Origin of the sequence: Marinicella meishanensis, assembly GCF_019931145.1 — a bacterium.
In the GTDB taxonomy this organism is placed as follows: Bacteria; Pseudomonadota; Gammaproteobacteria; order Xanthomonadales; family Marinicellaceae; genus Marinicella; species Marinicella meishanensis.
This window is the reverse complement of record NZ_JAIOUV010000006.1, coordinates 179,401-196,283: the sequence shown is the minus strand read 5'-3', so window position 1 is coordinate 196,283 and position 16,883 is coordinate 179,401. Positions and strand designations below refer to the sequence as shown.

At 52.9% G+C, this 16,883-nt stretch carries 15 protein-coding genes; 8 read left to right on the top strand and 7 right to left on the bottom strand.

Annotated features, from left to right (window positions below):
• Positions 1-3: 3 nt before the first annotated feature.
• From K7G70_RS11740 to K7G70_RS11725, 4 genes are all read right to left on the bottom strand, one after another.
• The gene (locus K7G70_RS11740) at positions 4-1,200 is read right to left on the bottom strand and encodes a pyridoxal phosphate-dependent aminotransferase (protein WP_223788844.1); all 1,197 of its coding nucleotides are present in this window, start codon (positions 1,198-1,200) and stop codon (positions 4-6) included.
• Positions 1,201-1,292: 92 nt separating this feature from the next.
• Positions 1,293-1,988, bottom strand: coding sequence for a penicillin-insensitive murein endopeptidase (locus K7G70_RS11735; protein WP_223788843.1), 696 nt, complete (start codon positions 1,986-1,988; stop codon positions 1,293-1,295).
• Between the two features lie 31 nt (positions 1,989-2,019).
• A complete protein-coding gene (locus K7G70_RS11730) occupies positions 2,020-2,571 on the bottom strand; it encodes a PadR family transcriptional regulator (RefSeq protein WP_223788842.1) in 552 nt (183 codons plus the stop codon).
• Positions 2,572-2,581: 10 nt separating this feature from the next.
• Positions 2,582-3,310, bottom strand: a complete 729-nt coding sequence (locus K7G70_RS11725; RefSeq protein WP_223788841.1) for a hypothetical protein — start codon at positions 3,308-3,310, stop codon at positions 2,582-2,584.
• 150 nt (positions 3,311-3,460) lie between these two features.
• Between K7G70_RS11725 and uvrB the strand changes: the two genes are divergently transcribed.
• Positions 3,461-5,482 (top strand): excinuclease ABC subunit UvrB, encoded by a 2,022-nt coding sequence (gene uvrB, locus K7G70_RS11720; RefSeq protein ID WP_223788840.1) that lies wholly within the window; start codon positions 3,461-3,463, stop codon positions 5,480-5,482.
• Positions 5,483-5,485: 3 nt separating this feature from the next.
• On the opposite strand, the gene K7G70_RS11715 is transcribed toward uvrB, so the two are convergent.
• Positions 5,486-6,358 carry a LysR family transcriptional regulator gene (locus K7G70_RS11715; protein WP_223788839.1) on the bottom strand — a complete coding sequence of 291 codons (873 nt, stop codon included), beginning with the start codon at positions 6,356-6,358 and terminating at the stop codon, positions 5,486-5,488.
• 247 nt (positions 6,359-6,605) lie between these two features.
• Here K7G70_RS11715 and K7G70_RS11710 point away from each other — a divergent pair, with 247 nt between their 5' ends.
• Positions 6,606-7,250 carry a class I SAM-dependent methyltransferase gene (locus K7G70_RS11710; RefSeq protein WP_223788838.1) on the top strand — a complete coding sequence of 215 codons (645 nt, stop codon included), beginning with the start codon at positions 6,606-6,608 and terminating at the stop codon, positions 7,248-7,250.
• A complete protein-coding gene (locus K7G70_RS11705) occupies positions 7,243-8,007 on the top strand; it encodes a hypothetical protein (protein WP_223788837.1) in 765 nt (254 codons plus the stop codon). Before K7G70_RS11710 ends, K7G70_RS11705 begins: the two co-directional genes overlap by 8 nt.
• Positions 8,008-8,050: 43 nt before the next feature.
• Here the strand turns inward: K7G70_RS11705 and K7G70_RS11700 are convergent, their stop codons facing one another.
• Both K7G70_RS11700 and K7G70_RS11695 read right to left on the bottom strand, forming a co-directional pair.
• Positions 8,051-10,243, bottom strand: coding sequence for an AsmA family protein (locus K7G70_RS11700; protein ID WP_223788836.1), 2,193 nt, complete (start codon positions 10,241-10,243; stop codon positions 8,051-8,053).
• Between the two features lie 134 nt (positions 10,244-10,377).
• On the bottom strand, positions 10,378-11,094 hold the full coding sequence (locus K7G70_RS11695) for a hypothetical protein (RefSeq protein WP_223788835.1): 717 nt from the start codon (positions 11,092-11,094) through the stop codon (positions 10,378-10,380).
• Between the two features lie 239 nt (positions 11,095-11,333).
• Here K7G70_RS11695 and K7G70_RS11690 point away from each other — a divergent pair, with 239 nt between their 5' ends.
• The 5 genes from K7G70_RS11690 to K7G70_RS11670 all read left to right on the top strand — a co-directional run bounded on the left by K7G70_RS11690 (position 11,334) and on the right by K7G70_RS11670 (position 16,874).
• The gene (locus tag K7G70_RS11690) at positions 11,334-12,371 is read left to right on the top strand and encodes a hypothetical protein (protein ID WP_223788834.1); all 1,038 of its coding nucleotides are present in this window, start codon (positions 11,334-11,336) and stop codon (positions 12,369-12,371) included.
• Positions 12,372-12,375: 4 nt separating this feature from the next.
• A complete protein-coding gene (locus tag K7G70_RS11685; protein WP_223788833.1) occupies positions 12,376-13,515 on the top strand; it encodes a lipase family protein in 1,140 nt (379 codons plus the stop codon).
• A 23-nt stretch (positions 13,516-13,538) separates the two neighbouring features.
• A complete protein-coding gene (locus tag K7G70_RS11680) occupies positions 13,539-14,024 on the top strand; it encodes a DUF2306 domain-containing protein (RefSeq protein ID WP_223788832.1) in 486 nt (161 codons plus the stop codon).
• A gap of 135 nt (positions 14,025-14,159) precedes the next feature.
• The gene (locus tag K7G70_RS11675; RefSeq protein ID WP_223788831.1) at positions 14,160-15,692 is read left to right on the top strand and encodes a leucyl aminopeptidase; all 1,533 of its coding nucleotides are present in this window, start codon (positions 14,160-14,162) and stop codon (positions 15,690-15,692) included.
• A gap of 123 nt (positions 15,693-15,815) precedes the next feature.
• Entirely contained in the window at positions 15,816-16,874 is a 1,059-nt protein-coding gene (locus K7G70_RS11670; protein WP_223788830.1) for a hemolysin family protein, read from the top strand.
• The last annotated feature ends 9 nt before the right edge of the window (positions 16,875-16,883 follow it).

The following is a 16,883-nucleotide window of genomic DNA, read 5'->3' as shown; positions in this document are numbered from 1 at the left end:
CGATCAGGCGAAATGCGGACGCAAGGCCTGCTCCATACGCTGCATGGCGTCTTGCAACACTTCGATGGAGGTGGCAAACGACAGCCGCACATAACCAGGTGCGCCAAATGGCGTGCCAGGCACCACCGCCACCCCAGCGTGTTCCAATAACCAGGTGGACAAGGCCACGTCATCCTCAACTTCAGCCAACTGTGCGATCACACCCGTCACATTGGGAAAGGCATAGAAAGCCCCATTGCCCTCGCCACATTGGACCCCGGGCAATTCATTCAATGCCGCAACCAAATAGTCATGTCGCTCTTTGAACGCCGCTTTCATGGTTAGTAAACAATCTTGTGGGCCATTGTATGCTGCCGTGGCCGCTGCTTGCGAAATGGAACAGGGGTTTGAGGTGCTTTGTGATTGAATTTTGCGCATGGCCGTGATGATGGGCGCCGGTCCAGCGGCAAAGCCGATGCGCCAGCCGGTCATGGCATAGGCTTTGGACACGCCATTGATGATGATCACCCGTTCTCTGAGCTCCGGCAACAAAGCCACCAGGTTACCCAACGGCTCTTGGCCCCAGTAAATGTGTTCATAGATGTCATCGGTGGCCACCAACACCTGTGGGTGGGCTTTGATCACCTCGCCCAAGGCTTTCAATTCGGCTTGGGTGTAGGCTTTGCCCGTGGGGTTGCTCGGCGAATTGAGCATCACCAGCTTGGTGTTCGGGGTGATGGCCGCGGCCAATTGTGCTGCGGTCAATTTGAATGCATGGTCTGCGGTGGTTTCCACAATCACCGCTTGGCCGCCGGCCAACAGCGTCATGTCAGGGTATGACACCCAATATGGGGTCGGAATGACCACCTCATCACCCGGGTTGATCACCGCATTGAGCAAATTAAAGATGCTGTGCTTGGCCCCACATGACACCAACAGCTCTTCAGGTTGGTAACTGACGTGATTTTCCCGCATCAATTTTCCGATGATGGCCTGTTTCAATTCTGGGGTGCCATCGACCGCGGTGTATTTGGTTTGTCCGGCTTGAATCGCTTCAATGGCCGCCGCTTTGATGTGTTCAGGCGTGTCAAAATCTGGCTCGCCCGCACCCAAGCCAATCACGTCTTTGCCAGCCCGCTTCAACTCGGCGGCTTTCATGCTCACGGCGATGGTGGCGGAGGGTTTCACTTGTTTGACCAAATCAGCTACGAAATCACTCATGGTGGTGCTTCCCACATTCAAAAGTGCTTATCTTAAGAGATGCCCTTCATATCGCAACCTTTTTCTGGTAAAAAGGTCGTGATAAGCCCGAATCAAGGGCGACTCAGTCGCGACAAAGGCTCACAAGTGATGGCAAAATCCACATGGTAGTGGTCGTCATGGCGCACCCATGCCTGGCGTTGATTGAAGGCGATGTGTTGCTGCAAATAAGCCCCGTCTTTGGTGGTCAGCAACAATGGCTGCAAATCAGGCGCCAACAACACCCGTTTGATGCCAGCCCCAGCAACTTGCGCTGCTTGGTGCAAGGCTTTGAGGTGCGCTGCAAAAGCCACAAAATCAATCGTCAGATCCCCCCGCCGTCCCTGCCGATCAAACTCGAGTTGATAACCATATTGGTTGCTGGCAGCCAAGGGCAAATGGGCTGGCCGGCCCTGTTGATCAATGACCGGCACCATGAAATCCACCGACAGGCCGTTTTGGTGGGTTTTGTGGGGTTTGAATGGCCCGCCTTGAGGCCAACCGGTCTCGCCATAAATAAAATGCCGGTCTGGCAGCTCCTGAGCCAGTTGCGCATGACTGGAAGACATGATTTCTGCCACTTGATGGTGGACGTGGGTGCGGCTGAAGTACCAACCCAAACGGCTGTAGCTGGCAAAGTTGGCCCCCTGCAAGGGCAATTTCACCGAATGCTTGATGGCCCCTTGGTGGGTTTTTCCGAAACACACACTGGGGCTGGCCCATGTGGTGCAATTGACTGCGGTGGTGATCAGCAGCATCCAATACTTCATGCTGATCTGGACCACAACTTGGGGCCGGGGTTCATTGCCGCTCTTGCAGCAAAGCCAGAGACTCCTGCACCCACGCCACTTTGGCACCCACTTTTTTGACGCCGAGCATCAGGGTCAAATTGGGATAAAACTCTTCGTCAGGTAAGCCGTGTGGGTAATTGGGGTACTCGGCTTTGACTTGATCCTGAATGGCACACAAGGTTTGGTGCCAGTGTTGCATGTGCAGCAACAATTGTTCCATGAACTGGATGCGATCGGCATGGGATTCGAGGGCGCCCAAGAAAAATGTTTGGGCCAAATAGGCCAACTTTTCGGTGTTGGTCACTGGCCCATGGGCCAACCAGTCAACCAGCTCACGCTGCCCTTTGGCTGTCGTCTGGTAGACCTTTTTGTTGGGCCCTTTACTGGATTCAGCATCTTGCACAGTCAACAAGCCTTGATCGGTCAAGCGCTTGAGCTGTGGGTATATCTGCGACAGGTGGGCCGCCCAGAAGTTGCTGAACACGTGATCAAAAGTTTTCTTCACGTCATAGCCGCTGTGGGGCTGTTGCAGAATTCCCAATAAGATGTGTTTTAGACTCAAACCGCCTCCCTCAAGCCGGAATTTCTTTGAATTTCTTTTGGTAGTGACGTCGCCACAGCACCGATCCTGGGATGCCGATGGCCGCCGGCAAGACCCACGGTATCACCGCCACCCAGCCAGTCAAGCCGATGTCAAAGATCCGGGTCATGCCAAACACCGCAAAGGCCGTGTGAAAAGCGATGCCTGCACCGATCACGGAGCCCAAATGTTCATACAACCAAGCGCGTTGGCTGGGTTGCTTACCGGCCATGTAGGACAACATGCCCCAGCCAGTGGTGAAACCAACCGGACTCAAAGCCAACAACACGATTTTGGTGTTGGGCTCATACGCCAAAGCATACCACACAATGAACACGCTGGTAACGATGCAAAGGTAAGCCAGAGACTTCATATTCGGTGTGGCCAATTGACTGATGTCTTTCTTATGACGCAGCACATCCACGGCATAAAGGGTGACAATGAAGGTGACCACCGACAAGTAACCCAAAAAGAACAAAAAAGCGTAATCATTGGGGTGTGAAAACGGGGTTCTGCCCTGCTCGATTAAGCCAGGCATGTACATCAATATCCCCAAAAAGGCGGTTCCCAACACCACCCGCGCCAACCAGATCCATATTTTGCCCAATTTTCTGTGCAGTGGACTGCCTTTTTTGCTCAATAAAGGCACCCAAAACAGGCCCAAACCGATGAAGCCACCCGTGATGTGTATGTACCGAAATACCTCATGCACCGCATCCATAAACCACCTTTTCTATATAAATTAATATATAGAATACTATGAATGTTTTTACATAGTCAATCAACCAACCACAAAACATGACTTTTGGACCAGCGGAAAAATCCATTCCACCATGTTGCTGCGGCCGCAATTAAGTTATCATTACCTGCCATGGAAACCGTCAACCTACAGATCAAAAAGAAAGAAAAGCCGTTCCAGATTCACAGCCCGTTTGAGCCAGCAGGTGACCAGCCACAGGCCATTGAAAAATTGTCTCAAGGGTTTGAAGATGGCTTGAAAGCGCAGACGCTGTTGGGGGTGACTGGATCGGGCAAAACCTTCACCATTGCCCACATGATCAACCAAGTGCAAAAAACCACCATGATCATGGCCCACAACAAAACCCTGGCAGCGCAGTTGTACACCGAATTCAAAGAGTTTTTTCCCGACAATGCGGTCGAGTATTTCGTTTCCTATTACGATTATTACCAGCCCGAGGCTTACATCCCAGCCACCGATTTGTATATTGAGAAAGACGCCTCGATCAATGAATACATCGAACAAATGCGTTTGTCAGCGACCAAGTCCCTGATGGAACGCCAGGATGTGATCATTGTCGCCACCGTGTCGGCGATATATGGTTTGGGTGATCCCCAGTCATACCTGCAGATGCTGATCGCGCTCAATGTGGGTGACACCATCGACCAACGGGCGTTGTTGCGGCGGCTGGCTGAATTGCAATACTCGCGCAACGACATCATCCTGGAACGCAGCACCTTTCGGGTGCGCGGTGAAGTGATCGATGTGTTTCCCGCCGATTCTGAAAAAGCCGCGGTGCGCATTGAATTGTTTGATGATGAGATTGAAAAACTGAGTTATTTTGACCCGTTGACCGGACAAAAAATCAGCGATGAACAGTCCATCCACATTTTCCCCACCTCCCATTATGCCACCCCGCGAGAGCGCATCCTCAACGCCATCACCCACATCCGTGAAGAACTCAAAGAGCGACTCAGGGTGTTGTACGAGGAAAACCGCCTGGTCGAAGCGCAACGCCTGGAGCAGCGGACCATGTATGATCTGGAAATGATGCAAGAACTGGGTTACTGCCAGGGCATTGAAAACTATTCAAGGCATTTGACCGGTTTGCCACCGGGGCACCCCCCGCCCTGTTTGTTTGACTATTTACCCAGCGATGCCTTGTTGGTGGTGGATGAGTCACATGTGACCATCCCTCAGATCGGCGCCATGTTCAAAGGCGACCGTTCACGCAAGGAAAATCTGGTGCGCTTCGGCTTTCGCCTGCCTTGCGCCCTGGATAACCGCCCATTGAAATTCGCCGAGTGGGAAGAGCGCACCCCGCGCATGGTGTTTGTCTCAGCCACCCCCAGTAAATACGAAGCCGAGCACCAAGCCCAAATCGTGGAACAAATTGTGCGCCCGACCGGCTTGATCGATCCGCAGATCGAAGTGCGCCCAGTGGCCACCCAAGTGGATGACCTGTTGTCAGAAATCAACTTGCGCATCAAGCGCCAGGAACGGGTGTTGGTCACCACCCTGACCAAACGCATGAGTGAAGACCTGACAGATTATTTGGCAGACAAAGGCATTCGGGTGCGCTATTTGCATTCAGAAATTGAAACCGTGGAACGGGTGGAGATCATCCGCGACCTGCGCAAAGGCGTGTTCGACGTGCTGGTAGGCATCAACTTATTGCGGGAAGGATTGGACATGCCAGAAGTGTCATTGGTCGCCATCCTCGATGCCGACAAACAAGGCTTTTTGCGTTCCGCCCCTTCGCTGATCCAAACCATTGGTCGGGCCAGCCGCAACGTCAACGGCATGGCCATTCTGTATGGCGACAAGATCACCCCTGCGATGGAACTGGCGATGGGCGAAACCGAACGCCGCCGTGAAAAGCAGTTGGCGCACAATGCAGCCCACTGCATCACCCCCAAGTCAGTGGTCAGAAAAATTCACGACCTGCAAGCCGCCTACGAACAAGACGACGCCAAACAGCTGGTCAAGATCGCCGAAGGCGAAACCCCCTATGCCGGTAAAAAAGCCAAAGAATTGGGCACCTTATTGAAAAAACTGGAACAACAAATGAAACAGCACGCCGCTGATCTGGAGTTCGAAAAAGCCGCCGATCTGCGCGATGAAATCGAACGCATCAAAGACGCGGTGTTTTGATCATCAAGTCGATAAATGATGGGCCAAAAAATCAAACACCCGGCGCACGCGCAAGTTGGTTTTGAGCTCACGGTGGGTCACCAACCACAACTCCGATATGAATGGCGGCAAAGTGGGCACAATGCGCCTGACACGGGGTTCATGATCACCAATGGCCCCGGCCATCACCCCCACACCAGCGCCTTCAAGCACCATCTGCCAGTGAATGATCAGGCTCTCGCATATCACTGAAAAATGGCCATCATGCAGCGCAAAACCCCACCCCCTGAGTGTCTCCAAATATCGTTGGTTGTCTTTGAACCCCAGAAAATTGGCCTGTGAGAATTGATCGGGACGATCCGGATTGCCCAATTGTTGCAAATATGTGTTGGCGGCATACAAATAAGACTCATCATCCCGGAGCTTGCGCCCAATCAATTCAGGTTCTGTCGGCCTGAAGGCGCGCAGCGCGATGTCGGCTTCACGGCGCAGTAAATCACTGGCAGAATTGGACGCAATCACTTCTACTGACAACTCGGGTTCAGCCCGGCGCAACGCAATGATGATTGATGGCAGCACATGAAACGCCATCACATCGGTGGCGGTGATGATGATTTTTCCGGCGATGTTTTCATTCTGCCCAGATGCCAACATGGACAAATGATCCGCAGATTGCGCCATTTTTCTGACGTGGTCCAACAACTGTTCACCATTGGGGGTCAGCACCAAACCCCGACCGACCCGTTCGAACAACACCACCCCCAATTCTTCTTCCAATGCAGTGACTTGCCTGCCCAAGGTGGGTTGTGTCATGCCCAAGTCCACAGCCGCCGCCGATAAAGAGCCGGTTTCGACCGTTTTTAAAAAGGCTTTGGCATGATTCCAATTAAAATTCATCTTCATTCCATGCATTATTGCATACTAAGCATGCAAATTATGCCATTATATTTGCATTTATGTATGGGTAAAATGGGCGCTTTGATCAACGAACCCTGAGTAACATGCCAACGATCTCATTCACAGCCTGCATACAATCTATGTTCTGTATCTGCGCCGCAAATCCATGCCCATCGATTTTGCTGGGCTGTGTGGTTTTGCTGATCACAAGCCACCAACCTTAACACCCCAGCAGGAGTACAACCACATGCCTCAAATCGCCAAATTCTGGAACAAAATGGCCCCGAAATACGCCAAACAACCGGTGCCTGATCAAACCGTTTACGAACAAAAATTGAAATTAACCCAAGCCAAAATGCACCCGCCAATGCAAGTCATGGAGTTTGGCTGTGGCACCGGCACCACCGCCTTGATTCATGCGCCATTTGTCCAACACATCTGGGCCACCGACGTGGCCGATGAAATGATCCGCATTGCCCAAGAAAAAGCCAGCGCACAACACATTGAAAACGTGACATTTGAACGTTTGGCATTCGATGACATGGCACTCAAACCAGCCTCTTGGGACATGGTCATGGGTCACAGCATTTTGCACCTGATGAAAAACAAGGACCAAGTGATCAAAGATGTTTTCCAATGCCTCAAACCGGGTGGCTGGTTCGTCACTTCAACCGCGTGTATGGGAGACAAACTCAGTTTCTTCAAATGGATTGCACCCATTGGACAATTCTTGGGCTTATTGCCTGTCTTGAATGTCTTTACCAGACAAAACCTGCGGGATGCCATGCAACAGGCAGGGTTTGTGATAGACCATGATTGGCAACCCAACAACGGCCACACCTTATTTTTGATCGCCCAAAAACCACCCAAATCAGGAGACAACGATGAATAACCCAGCCGCCATGATCACCTCAATCACACTGTGCATGATGATGCTTGCCGGTTGTGCTGGTCAAAAACTGAATAAAAAAGCGCAACCCATCAGCCACGAGCAACCATTGATCACGGTGCAAGATGTGCATGTGAAGATCTCCCTTGACCATGTGTTGATAAAAAATGACCCCGCCTCATGGGTCAAAAATGCCGCCTGGGATGAATATGCATTGTCCATCACCCCCAAGCAACAGCATCTGACCATTTCATCCATTGCATTGGTCGATGCTTTTGGCACTCAAGTCGACCACGACTTCAATCGCAAACAATTGAAAAAAGCCAGCAAACTGATCAAAAAGAAGTATGAAAAACAAGGCCACGCCATCCAGATAGGCAGTGTACCCAGCGGCAGTTTGTTGGGATTCAGCGCCGCTGTTGGATTGGGTGCAGCGGCCGGTTCATCCGCCTCGACAATGTACATCGGATCATCTGCCGCAGGCGCTGCAGGCGCCGTGGTGGTGGCTGTACCAGCCGCCATTGTGACGGGGATTATCCGCGCCAAAAACCACCGGCAAGTGCAGCATGTATTGACCGATAAAGCCTTAACACTGCCCTTTTCAATCCAGGCACAAGGCACCCAGATGGGGGTGATTTTTCCCGCGGTGCCGATTCCGAATCACCTGGCCATCACTTACACCATTGACAACCACAGCAATACCATCAAAGTCCCATTAAACCATGTCATGCACGGCGTGCACATCAAACCGCAAAACTGACCAGGGTAATGGGACGCCATGATCGGTCAGACAATTTCAAGGATCAGGTGTCACCATCGGTGTCACCTTCCTGGTCCTTATCTTTGTCCTTGTCTTGAATGGTGTTGAACAGGCCTTCGAGCAATTCACGTTTTTGCCGGTCTTTCTCGGCCCGTTTGCGTTCTTTTTCGGTCATTTCAACCGGTTCCTTGTCGGTTTCACCGCCAGCGCCTTGGGCTGGCTTGTTGTCGTCCTTTTTGCTGCCCAACAAGGCATCAAACAACTCCTCTTTGAGTTCGTCTTTTTTCTCATCGATTTTGGCCTTTTGGGTTGCCAACAGCAGTTGCGCCACATCCACTTTAACCGCCGGCTCCAACAGGTTGCCGGATAAGTTCACGGGTATGCGCACATTGATCAGCTTGGCCAAATTTTTATCCAGCACATCGGCGGGGATGTTGGTCAGCATCGGTTTGATGGTGCCTTGGATGGTTTGTTGATCGAGGTCAATGGTCACCTCGCCTTTGACATCGAAATACGGCGAGGTCAGGCGCAGCTGCTTGGTTTTCAATATGCCGTTGTTGATGTCGGCTTGGAGGTCCATCAATCCAAATGCGGTGCGTAAATCTTCATTGGTTTGGGCGGCCTCGGTTTTATTCAACAAACTCAACGATCGTTGGATGATTTCAAACACATCAATGCCCACCAAATCGCCATCGGTCAGTTGGTAGCTGAGGCTGCCTTGGGCACTTTGCAAGGGGCGTTCACTGAATGGTTCGTCGATGCGCAAATCGGCATCCAACTGACCCAATCCGGTCAGGTATTCGGTGCCCATCAGGTCAGCCAACAAACCACCGGCTTGAAAATCGCGCATTTGGTGGGTGATCTGCAGTTTTTCACGGCTTTGTTCGGGCTGTAACCGCAGTTCGGTTTTGATCAAGCCCTGATAAAAGCCGGCTTTCAGGGGTTCGACCACGATGTTGGGTCCCTGGGTGGCGATGTTCAGGGTGATGTCATTGAGTTGCACCCCGGCTGCTTTGAGCTGCCCCATGGTGATCTGGCCATTCAAGCGACCCAAATCCATGGCGGCATCATCGCCGGCGGCACCTCCGGCCGAATCGACCGCTGGCAGGTATTGATCCAAATCCAATTGGTCCAGGCTCAAGCTGAATTGGCCTTGCATTTGGCTCAGTTGACGCAGGTCCACTTCACCGGTCAAAGTCGAGCCATCCAATTGCATCATGATGTTTTGCAATTGCAGGCGGTCATTGTGCAACCGCCACTGCAACTCACCACCCAACTCATTGTCGGCCTGGTTCTTCAGCGGGGAGCCCAAGGTGTTCAACAAATCATCCAAGGCAAAGGCCGGCATGGACAATTGTCCCGCCAATGTCATGTCTCCGGTGATTTGCTGACCCTGCACCGGGGTGGTGAGGGACCAGTTGGCATAAGAAAGATCCAGTGAGCTGAAATTGAGGCTGTCATCGGCCAAGTTCAACACACTGAGGCCTTGGGTCTGTATGGTTAACGGCACTTGGTCAACCTCCCCAGTCAATGACAATTGTGCAAACTGCAGCACCACACCCGCATCGCCGGTCAAACCGGTGGCTTGCCAGGCGGCCTGCACGCGACCAGCCAGGCCAGTGCCCTCCACGGCCAGGTCCGCGTCCAAGAACATGTCCGTTGGGGTGTTGGCTTTGATGGCGTCGCTGTTGAAGTTCAGATCTTGCAAGGTGGCGGTCAAATCGGCGCTGGCATCGACATAACGCAACTGCCCATCGCTGATTTCGATGCCCCTGATTTCCAACGCAGTGCCGTCACTCGCTGTGGTTTCGTTGCTCGGATCACTGGCCAGGTGATCCAACAGGGACTGCCAATTGCTGTTGCCAGATTGGGCCACTTGCAGTTGGATGTTGGGTTGTTGCAATTCAACCTGACCCACTTTGATTTGCTGTTGTAACAAGGGCCACAATTGCACCTTCACCGCCACCCGCTGAACGGTGGCCAGGTGGTCACCTTTGAAGCCGGATTCATTGGCCACCGTCACATCTTGGAGGTTGATGGCCAAAGTCGGAAACACCGACCATTCGATGGGCCCATTGAGCTGCACTTCACGACCGATTTGTTCGGCCGCCAGTTGTTGAATCCGTGGTTTGTGATCATTGGGGTCAAACACCCAAGGCAAAATGATGATGGCCAGCACCACCAACACCACCAAAGATGCCACCAAACCCAACAGCCATTTGATCAATTTCTTCATCCAGTTCAACTCAGCAAGGAAAAAATCATGCTAGCATTGTTCACCTTAAGATGTTGTGAACAATGGTCACAAATATACGGCTGACACAAAAAAGGCCTCCTGCGAGGCCTGCTCACAACATCTCTGTGGTTGACTTATCTGGCCACCATTTCAACCAACAAGCTGTTGACCAATACTTCATCAATACCGAACTCGGCCGGTGGTCTGAATTGCCACTTTTTCAACGTCCGGTTGGAGTAATTCAACAACATGCTGGAGGTGACGTCATCCAAGCGCTTGACTTTCACCACTTCTCCAGCGGGGTTGATGTGCACCTCCAGCTGGATTTGTTTGTAACTGAAAGACAAGGATTTGGGGATTTTAACCGGCTCACTGACCAGCGCTTCCCAGACGTAGCCATTGGGGTAGTTTTGCTCACCCAACACTTGATAAGGCTGGCCTGCTGTGATGGCTTGGGCGGTGTTATTGATGGTGCTGCGTACTGGGCTGGAAGGCTCATCATCGTTGTTGGCCTGACGCGCACGACTCGATGATTTGGGTGCCGGTGGCACATTGGCATCATCGGTGACCGGTGCGATTTCAATCGCCGGCATGCTGAAACTGGGCCGTTCAATGGCCATGTCAGTCACGGGCATCTCAACCACATCAGGCTGTCCCACGTCCACCTGTGGTTTTTCCACATTCAAATCAGGGGTGTTCATGGTTGGTGCGGCTTGTCGCTCGGGCAAGCCCGTCGACCAACTGGGCTTCTTTTTGTCTTCGGCGTCATCACCGCCAGAGTCGTTATCACCTTGTTGTGCCTGCAAGCCAAAGGCCCACAGCAACAGGCTCATAATGGTTATGATTCTCATGGATTGTGTGTTGGTTTTCAATGGCCGTCACTTTATCACAAGCCCCCCAATTTGTACCGAAAAACCACGCCAATCGCTTGGCCAGAATGGCCCCAGGCCAAGGAGGCCAGATTTTGCATGGTCATGGACGCAAAACTGGCCATTTTTGTCACTCAAACACACAAAAATGTCCACCTGGCAGAAAGCCGGCATTCGAGACTGTTTGCCCCAACCAATCATGGTACACTGATGCATAAAAAATGAACAATACCACCGTCCAATCACCTGCCATCCACAACGCTTTGGCCATCGCCAAAGCGCAAGGGGTGCTGTTCATACGGGAATTTCTGCGACAGCAGAAAAGTCAGGGCGTCCAAGTCAACCTCGGCCCCAACAAAAGCGCTTCGCTGGCCAACCTGCAAACCGCTTTGTTGGAGGGTACCATCGCATTGACGGCTTTGGAACAATGGATCCATGAAGTGGAAGGCTGGGGCCAGCAACACGTCTATTTGTTCGAGCTGCCAGTTGAATTCATGCGCCAAGTGAACGCCGATCCCCAAACTGCGTTACACCAGTTGGTGACTGACTCACCCCACCAAGCCGTGTTGCAGGCGACCGATCAATTCAGCTTCCCCGAAGCCATGGAGCTGCAACAAATCAAAGTGCAACAAGGCTCGTTGGAAGTGATTTGGCGACAACAAGCCAGCAACACCTTGCGGGTCAGGGCCCAGGATTTACCCTTACAAGAAATCGATGGCGACTGGTATGAGTTTCGGGCTTTTCGGATCACCCCATCGCGCCAAGTCATGCGCTTTTTGCTCACCCCCGATACCGGCACAGCGGCCTTATACATTCAATTGCCCTTGGGCAAAGCCCATCGCCTGGCCCACAGCGCTGCGGTGGCCTGCGTGCAAGCCATTCTGCAACTGCCCGATTTGCCGGTGAAGGACTTGGCCGCACCGATCAAAGCTTTGGATCGCCTGGACTTGGCCGCCGGGTCCAACCCGTTGAATTTACATGCACACAGCACCAAATTCAGTACCAACGGTGGCACCATTGAATTCACCGCCAATCAACACATCAGCGGCTTCAAGCAAATCGAAAGCATGCGCTTGGTGCGACGCTCCCTAAACGAAGCCGACTTCACTGGTGACACCGGTCACTTCAACATCCACCTGGATCAATCTGGACGAACCATCCAAATGTCGGTCTCAGCGCGGCACCACAAATGTTATTTCAAAGCCCAGATGAGTGGCTTCGAAATGCGCCGCATCATCACTTACTTGTCGCAATTATGAACCCATGACAACCGCCAACAACAGCTTTTGGTCTTCCGTGGCCGACACCATCAAACAACCGGTTGACCGGCTCAAAGCATGGTATGAGACGACTGACAACGGCACCTTCGATTTGGGCCGATTGATCCGTTTTACAGGTTTGCCAGCAGCGCCTTTGCAACAGGCCCTGGCCTTGCTGGCCAACCAGCAATTGCTGCAAGTGCAAACCACGCAGCATTGTGCCCAATGTTTACAAGCGCCTGATGAGCCCTCCTTGGCCAACCAAACCTGCTCGGTGTGTCAAGATGATGCCCCCTTGCAGTTGGTCACCACAACCCTGTATGTGGTCACCAAAGCCCGCAGCCGCGACATCCATTGGATGCTGGTGATCCATGGCATGAACACCGTGGGGGCCTGGCAGCAGGAATTCAGTTGGTTGTTGTCCAATCATTACCGCCATGCGGTTCCCGTGTACATCTATAAATACGGCAACATCAAGATCAAACCACTGCTGTTGCTCAGCCAACGGCGCCAAATGAACCAACTGGCCGGGGCCATTCGCCAACTGCAACAACAAGCCCCGGCTGGACGACCCGACGTCTTGGCCCACAGTTACGGCACCTTGCTGCTCAGCCGTTTGTTCACTGACGACCGTTATGCCGACATCAAACTGGGCCGCATCATCCTGGTGGGGGCCATTGTGCGGCCCGATTATGACTGGGCTGCGGTGCAGCAAAGCGGGCGCATTGAAGGGGTGATGTGTCACCATTCTGACCGCGACCACACGGTGCGCTTGGCCCACTACACCATTCCGGGCACGGGACCTTCAGGCCGCATAGGCTTCAACGACACCCAACAAGTGATACACCACCATGAAACCGACCTGGGCCACAGCAGTTATTTTGCCACCGACAAATTGACCCACATTTTTCCCCAAGTTTGGTTGCCTTTTCTCACCGCAGCCAAGCCCAAACCCATTTCAGAGGCAAGGCCAGCCAACTGGCGACCGTCCTGGCTGCGCTGGGTGACCCATCCGTTGAAGGTGTTGTTGCTGCTGGGTTTGTTGGGCCTGTTGGTGTTGCTGGTGGTGGCCAGTTGGCATGGTTTTGATGCCACTTGGCAGCGATTGATGATTGAGATTCGAGGCTGGTTTGGCGTAAACTGAAACAAACAACTGGTCACCACATCATGATTTCAAACATCAGCGCCTTGGGCTTCTTTCATACATTCGTGGGCATCGCGGCCATTTTCAGTGTCCTGATCCTGTTGTGGCGTGAACAAGCCATTAGCTGGCAAGCCACTTTGGGTAAAGTTTATTTATTGGCCACCGTGATCACAGCCGGCACTGCCCTACTCATATTCAAACACGGCAGCTTCAACGTGGCCCATGGTTTGGCGGTGTTGACCATCCTGGCCGTGGTGGCCGGTTGGGTGGTGGAAAAAACCGCTTGGTTCAAATCATGGACTCCGTATGTGATGGCCCTGTGTTATTCCAGCACCATCCTGTTCCATGCCCTGCCCACCGCCACCGAAATACTGACCCGTTTCCCAGCCGACGCGCCCCGGGTGACCTCTTTGGAAGACCCATTGTTGCAGCAAACTTTCTTGCTCATCCTGTTGGTCTTTTTGGGTTTGTTGGTGTTGCAACTGTGGTGGCTGAAAAAACGCCAGTGATGTCAGGTGTTGGGCTGCCAGCCCTGACCCAATTCCTCCACGCTTTTTTGACTGGAAACTCATTAACATAACCCCCTTATTCAATTAACCAGGAATCCAATGAATCTTCGTGCTCAATTATGGCTGGCCACACTGATGTGGCTTTTCACCAATCTGGCTGCGGCCACCGATCACAACACCTTACCCAAAGTCCAATTCAGCGATGCCCTGCCCACCTCTGGACATTTGATTCTTGGGGTTTACGCCGAGGGCCAATTGGGTCCTTTGGGGCGACAGATCGACCAACAAACCAACGGCGCCCTACAACACGCTTTGACCGCCACCGACTTCACCGGAGACAAGATGCAGACCCAAGTCATCACCGCCCCCATGGCATCTGGCTTGCAGCAAATGTTGCTCATTGGTTTGGGTTCGGATGCCGAACCCTTGTCGGCGCGTGACTGGCAAGAACTGGCAGGTCAAGCCGCGCAAACCGCCGTTGAAGCATTCAAAACATTGCCCCCCATAGCCATGGACGCCAACCAAGCAGACGGTCTCAGTGGTGCCAACCAAGCTTTGGGGGCCCTGTTGGGCAGTTATTATTTTGACCGCTACCAAACCGATCCGGAGAAACAAAAAAGTCAGGATGCGATCAATGTGGTGGTGGCCAACCCCACCGCCGCCCAAACCGCCTTTGATGCCGAGCAAAAGCCACTGGCCCAAGCCATTTGGTTGGCCCGCAACCTGTCCAACGAACCGGCCAATGTGATCTACCCGGAAAGTTTCGTCAGTCAATGGCGGACCCACTTCAAAGGCATGAATGACATCAAGATCAAAGTTTATGACGAAGATGACATGCGCCAGCAGAACATGGGTGCTTTGTATGGCGTTGGCCAAGGCAGTCAACGCCCGCCCCGCCTGCTGGTGGTGGAATACATGGGTGGCACCAAAGACCAGGCGCCGGTGGTGTTGGTCGGTAAAGGCATCACTTTTGACACCGGTGGCATCAGCCTGAAAAATCCGCCGAACATGTGGAACATGAAATTCGACATGTCCGGTGCCGCCAGTGTCATCGGCACCATCCATGCCTTGGCCGGTCGCGGGGCCCAAGTCAATGCCGTGGGCATCGCTGCACTGGCCGAAAACATGCCCGGCCCCAACGCCCAAAGACCCGGTGATGTGGTCACCTCCATGTCTGGCAAAACCATCGCCATCCGCTCCACCGACGCCGAAGGCCGCCTGGTGTTGGCCGACGCCATCCACTACGGCGATGTCATATACGACCCGGCGGTGTTGATTGACCTGGCCACTTTAACCGGTTCGGTCGGCCGCGCGTTGGGCAAAGACTATGCCGGCTTGTTCACCCGCCACCAGGAATTGGTTGAACCCTTCATCACCGCGGGTTTGAACACCGGTGAAGAGGTGTGGCAATTGCCCTTGAATGACAACCACTTCAAAGCCATTGAGCACGAAGTGGCCGATGTCATGAATTCAGGCCCGGATGCGCCAGGTGCCAGTGCCGGGGCCGCTTTCATCGGTGAATTTGTCCGCGAATCCACCCCTTGGGTGCACTTTGACATCGCCGGGGTGGCCTGGAATGACAAAGCCACGCCGACCAAATCGTCACCGGGTTCACCGGGTTTTGGTATTCGGTTGTTGAACGAATACATCAAAACCCGATTTGAGTGAATCCCCAGCCCGCCATGCAGGATCGGTCAGTGACACTTTCTGACCGATCCGTTGCATCAACCATTGCCATTTCATTGCAATGACCTTACATTGGTAGACAGCCTGCTCACCGACTGATTGAATATGTTTTTACTGCTGCTGTATGTTTTTGGGGCCTTGTTCTTCTCTTTTTTGTGCTCCATTGCCGAAGCCGTGCTGCTCAGCATCACGCCTTCCTACATTGAAAACCTGAAACAAACCGACGCCAAAAAAGCCGCCCGCATCAAACGCCTGCGGTTTGACCAGATTGATCGGTCTCTGGCCGCCATCTTGACCTTGAACACCATTGCCCACACCGTGGGCGCGATCGTCGCTGGTGCCAAAGCCACCAAGGTGTTTGGCGATGCCTGGATTGGCTTGTTCTCAGCCGTGATCACGGTGTTGATTTTGTTTTTCTCTGAGATCATCCCCAAGACCATTGGCGCGGTGTATTGGAAAGCCTTGGCCAATCCCATTGCTTATCTGGTGGCTTTCTTGATCAAAATGCTGTACCCAGCCATTTGGCTGTCTGAACAGGTCACCAAACTGATCTCCAAAGGCTCCAGCCACCATGGTTTCAACCGCGATGAATTCTTGGCCATGGCCGGATTGGGTCACCGCACCGGACACATCGATGAACACGAATCGCGCATCATTGATAACCTGTTCACCTTCAATGCCATCTTCGCCAAAGACATCATGACCCCGCGCAATGTGATGGTCTGCTTGCCCGCGGCTGAAACGGTCGAATCGGTGTTTGAGCAAGTGGCCAATTCACAATTTTCACGCATGCCGGTGTTCACCGAGGACCCCGATGACATCGCCGCTTTTGTGCTCAAAACCGACATTTTATTGGCCCAAGCCAATGGTGAAAACAAGTCGCTGAAAGCCATCCAACGTGAAATTCCCACGGTCATCGAATCCACCACCATGCCGGTGTTGCTGGAATTGTTGTTGAACCAGCGCCAACACATCGCGCTGGTGGTCGATGAATATGGCCACACCGCCGGTTTGGTGACCTTGGAGGATGTGGTCGAAACTTTATTGGGCCTGGAGATCATGGACGAAGTGGACAAAGTCCGAGACATGCAATCCCACGCCCGTGAACAGTGGCGCAAACGGGCCATCGACAAAGGTTTGGTGGTGGACCCAGACAACGGCTGAGGAGCCAGA

Excerpts from the sequence above, each read along its gene's own strand:
- K7G70_RS11690 (WP_223788834.1), top strand. The coding sequence starts at position 11,334 with ATGAACAATACCACCGTCCAATCACCTGCCATCCACAACGCTTTGGCC.
- K7G70_RS11695 (WP_223788835.1), bottom strand. The coding sequence starts at position 11,094 with ATGAGAATCATAACCATTATGAGCCTGTTGCTGTGGGCCTTTGGCTTG.
- K7G70_RS11740 (WP_223788844.1), bottom strand. The coding sequence starts at position 1,200 with ATGAGTGATTTCGTAGCTGATTTGGTCAAACAAGTGAAACCCTCCGCC.
- K7G70_RS11715 (WP_223788839.1), bottom strand. The coding sequence starts at position 6,358 with ATGAATTTTAATTGGAATCATGCCAAAGCCTTTTTAAAAACGGTCGAA.
- K7G70_RS11700 (WP_223788836.1), bottom strand. The coding sequence starts at position 10,243 with ATGAAGAAATTGATCAAATGGCTGTTGGGTTTGGTGGCATCTTTGGTG.
- K7G70_RS11710 (WP_223788838.1), top strand. The coding sequence starts at position 6,606 with ATGCCTCAAATCGCCAAATTCTGGAACAAAATGGCCCCGAAATACGCC.
- K7G70_RS11680 (WP_223788832.1), top strand. The coding sequence starts at position 13,539 with ATGATTTCAAACATCAGCGCCTTGGGCTTCTTTCATACATTCGTGGGC.
- K7G70_RS11685 (WP_223788833.1), top strand. The coding sequence starts at position 12,376 with ATGACAACCGCCAACAACAGCTTTTGGTCTTCCGTGGCCGACACCATC.
- K7G70_RS11675 (WP_223788831.1), top strand. The coding sequence starts at position 14,160 with ATGTGGCTTTTCACCAATCTGGCTGCGGCCACCGATCACAACACCTTA.
- uvrB (WP_223788840.1), top strand. The coding sequence starts at position 3,461 with ATGGAAACCGTCAACCTACAGATCAAAAAGAAAGAAAAGCCGTTCCAG.
- K7G70_RS11670 (WP_223788830.1), top strand. The coding sequence starts at position 15,816 with ATGTTTTTACTGCTGCTGTATGTTTTTGGGGCCTTGTTCTTCTCTTTT.
- K7G70_RS11705 (WP_223788837.1), top strand. The coding sequence starts at position 7,243 with ATGAATAACCCAGCCGCCATGATCACCTCAATCACACTGTGCATGATG.
- K7G70_RS11725 (WP_223788841.1), bottom strand. The coding sequence starts at position 3,310 with ATGGATGCGGTGCATGAGGTATTTCGGTACATACACATCACGGGTGGC.
- K7G70_RS11735 (WP_223788843.1), bottom strand. The coding sequence starts at position 1,988 with ATGAAGTATTGGATGCTGCTGATCACCACCGCAGTCAATTGCACCACA.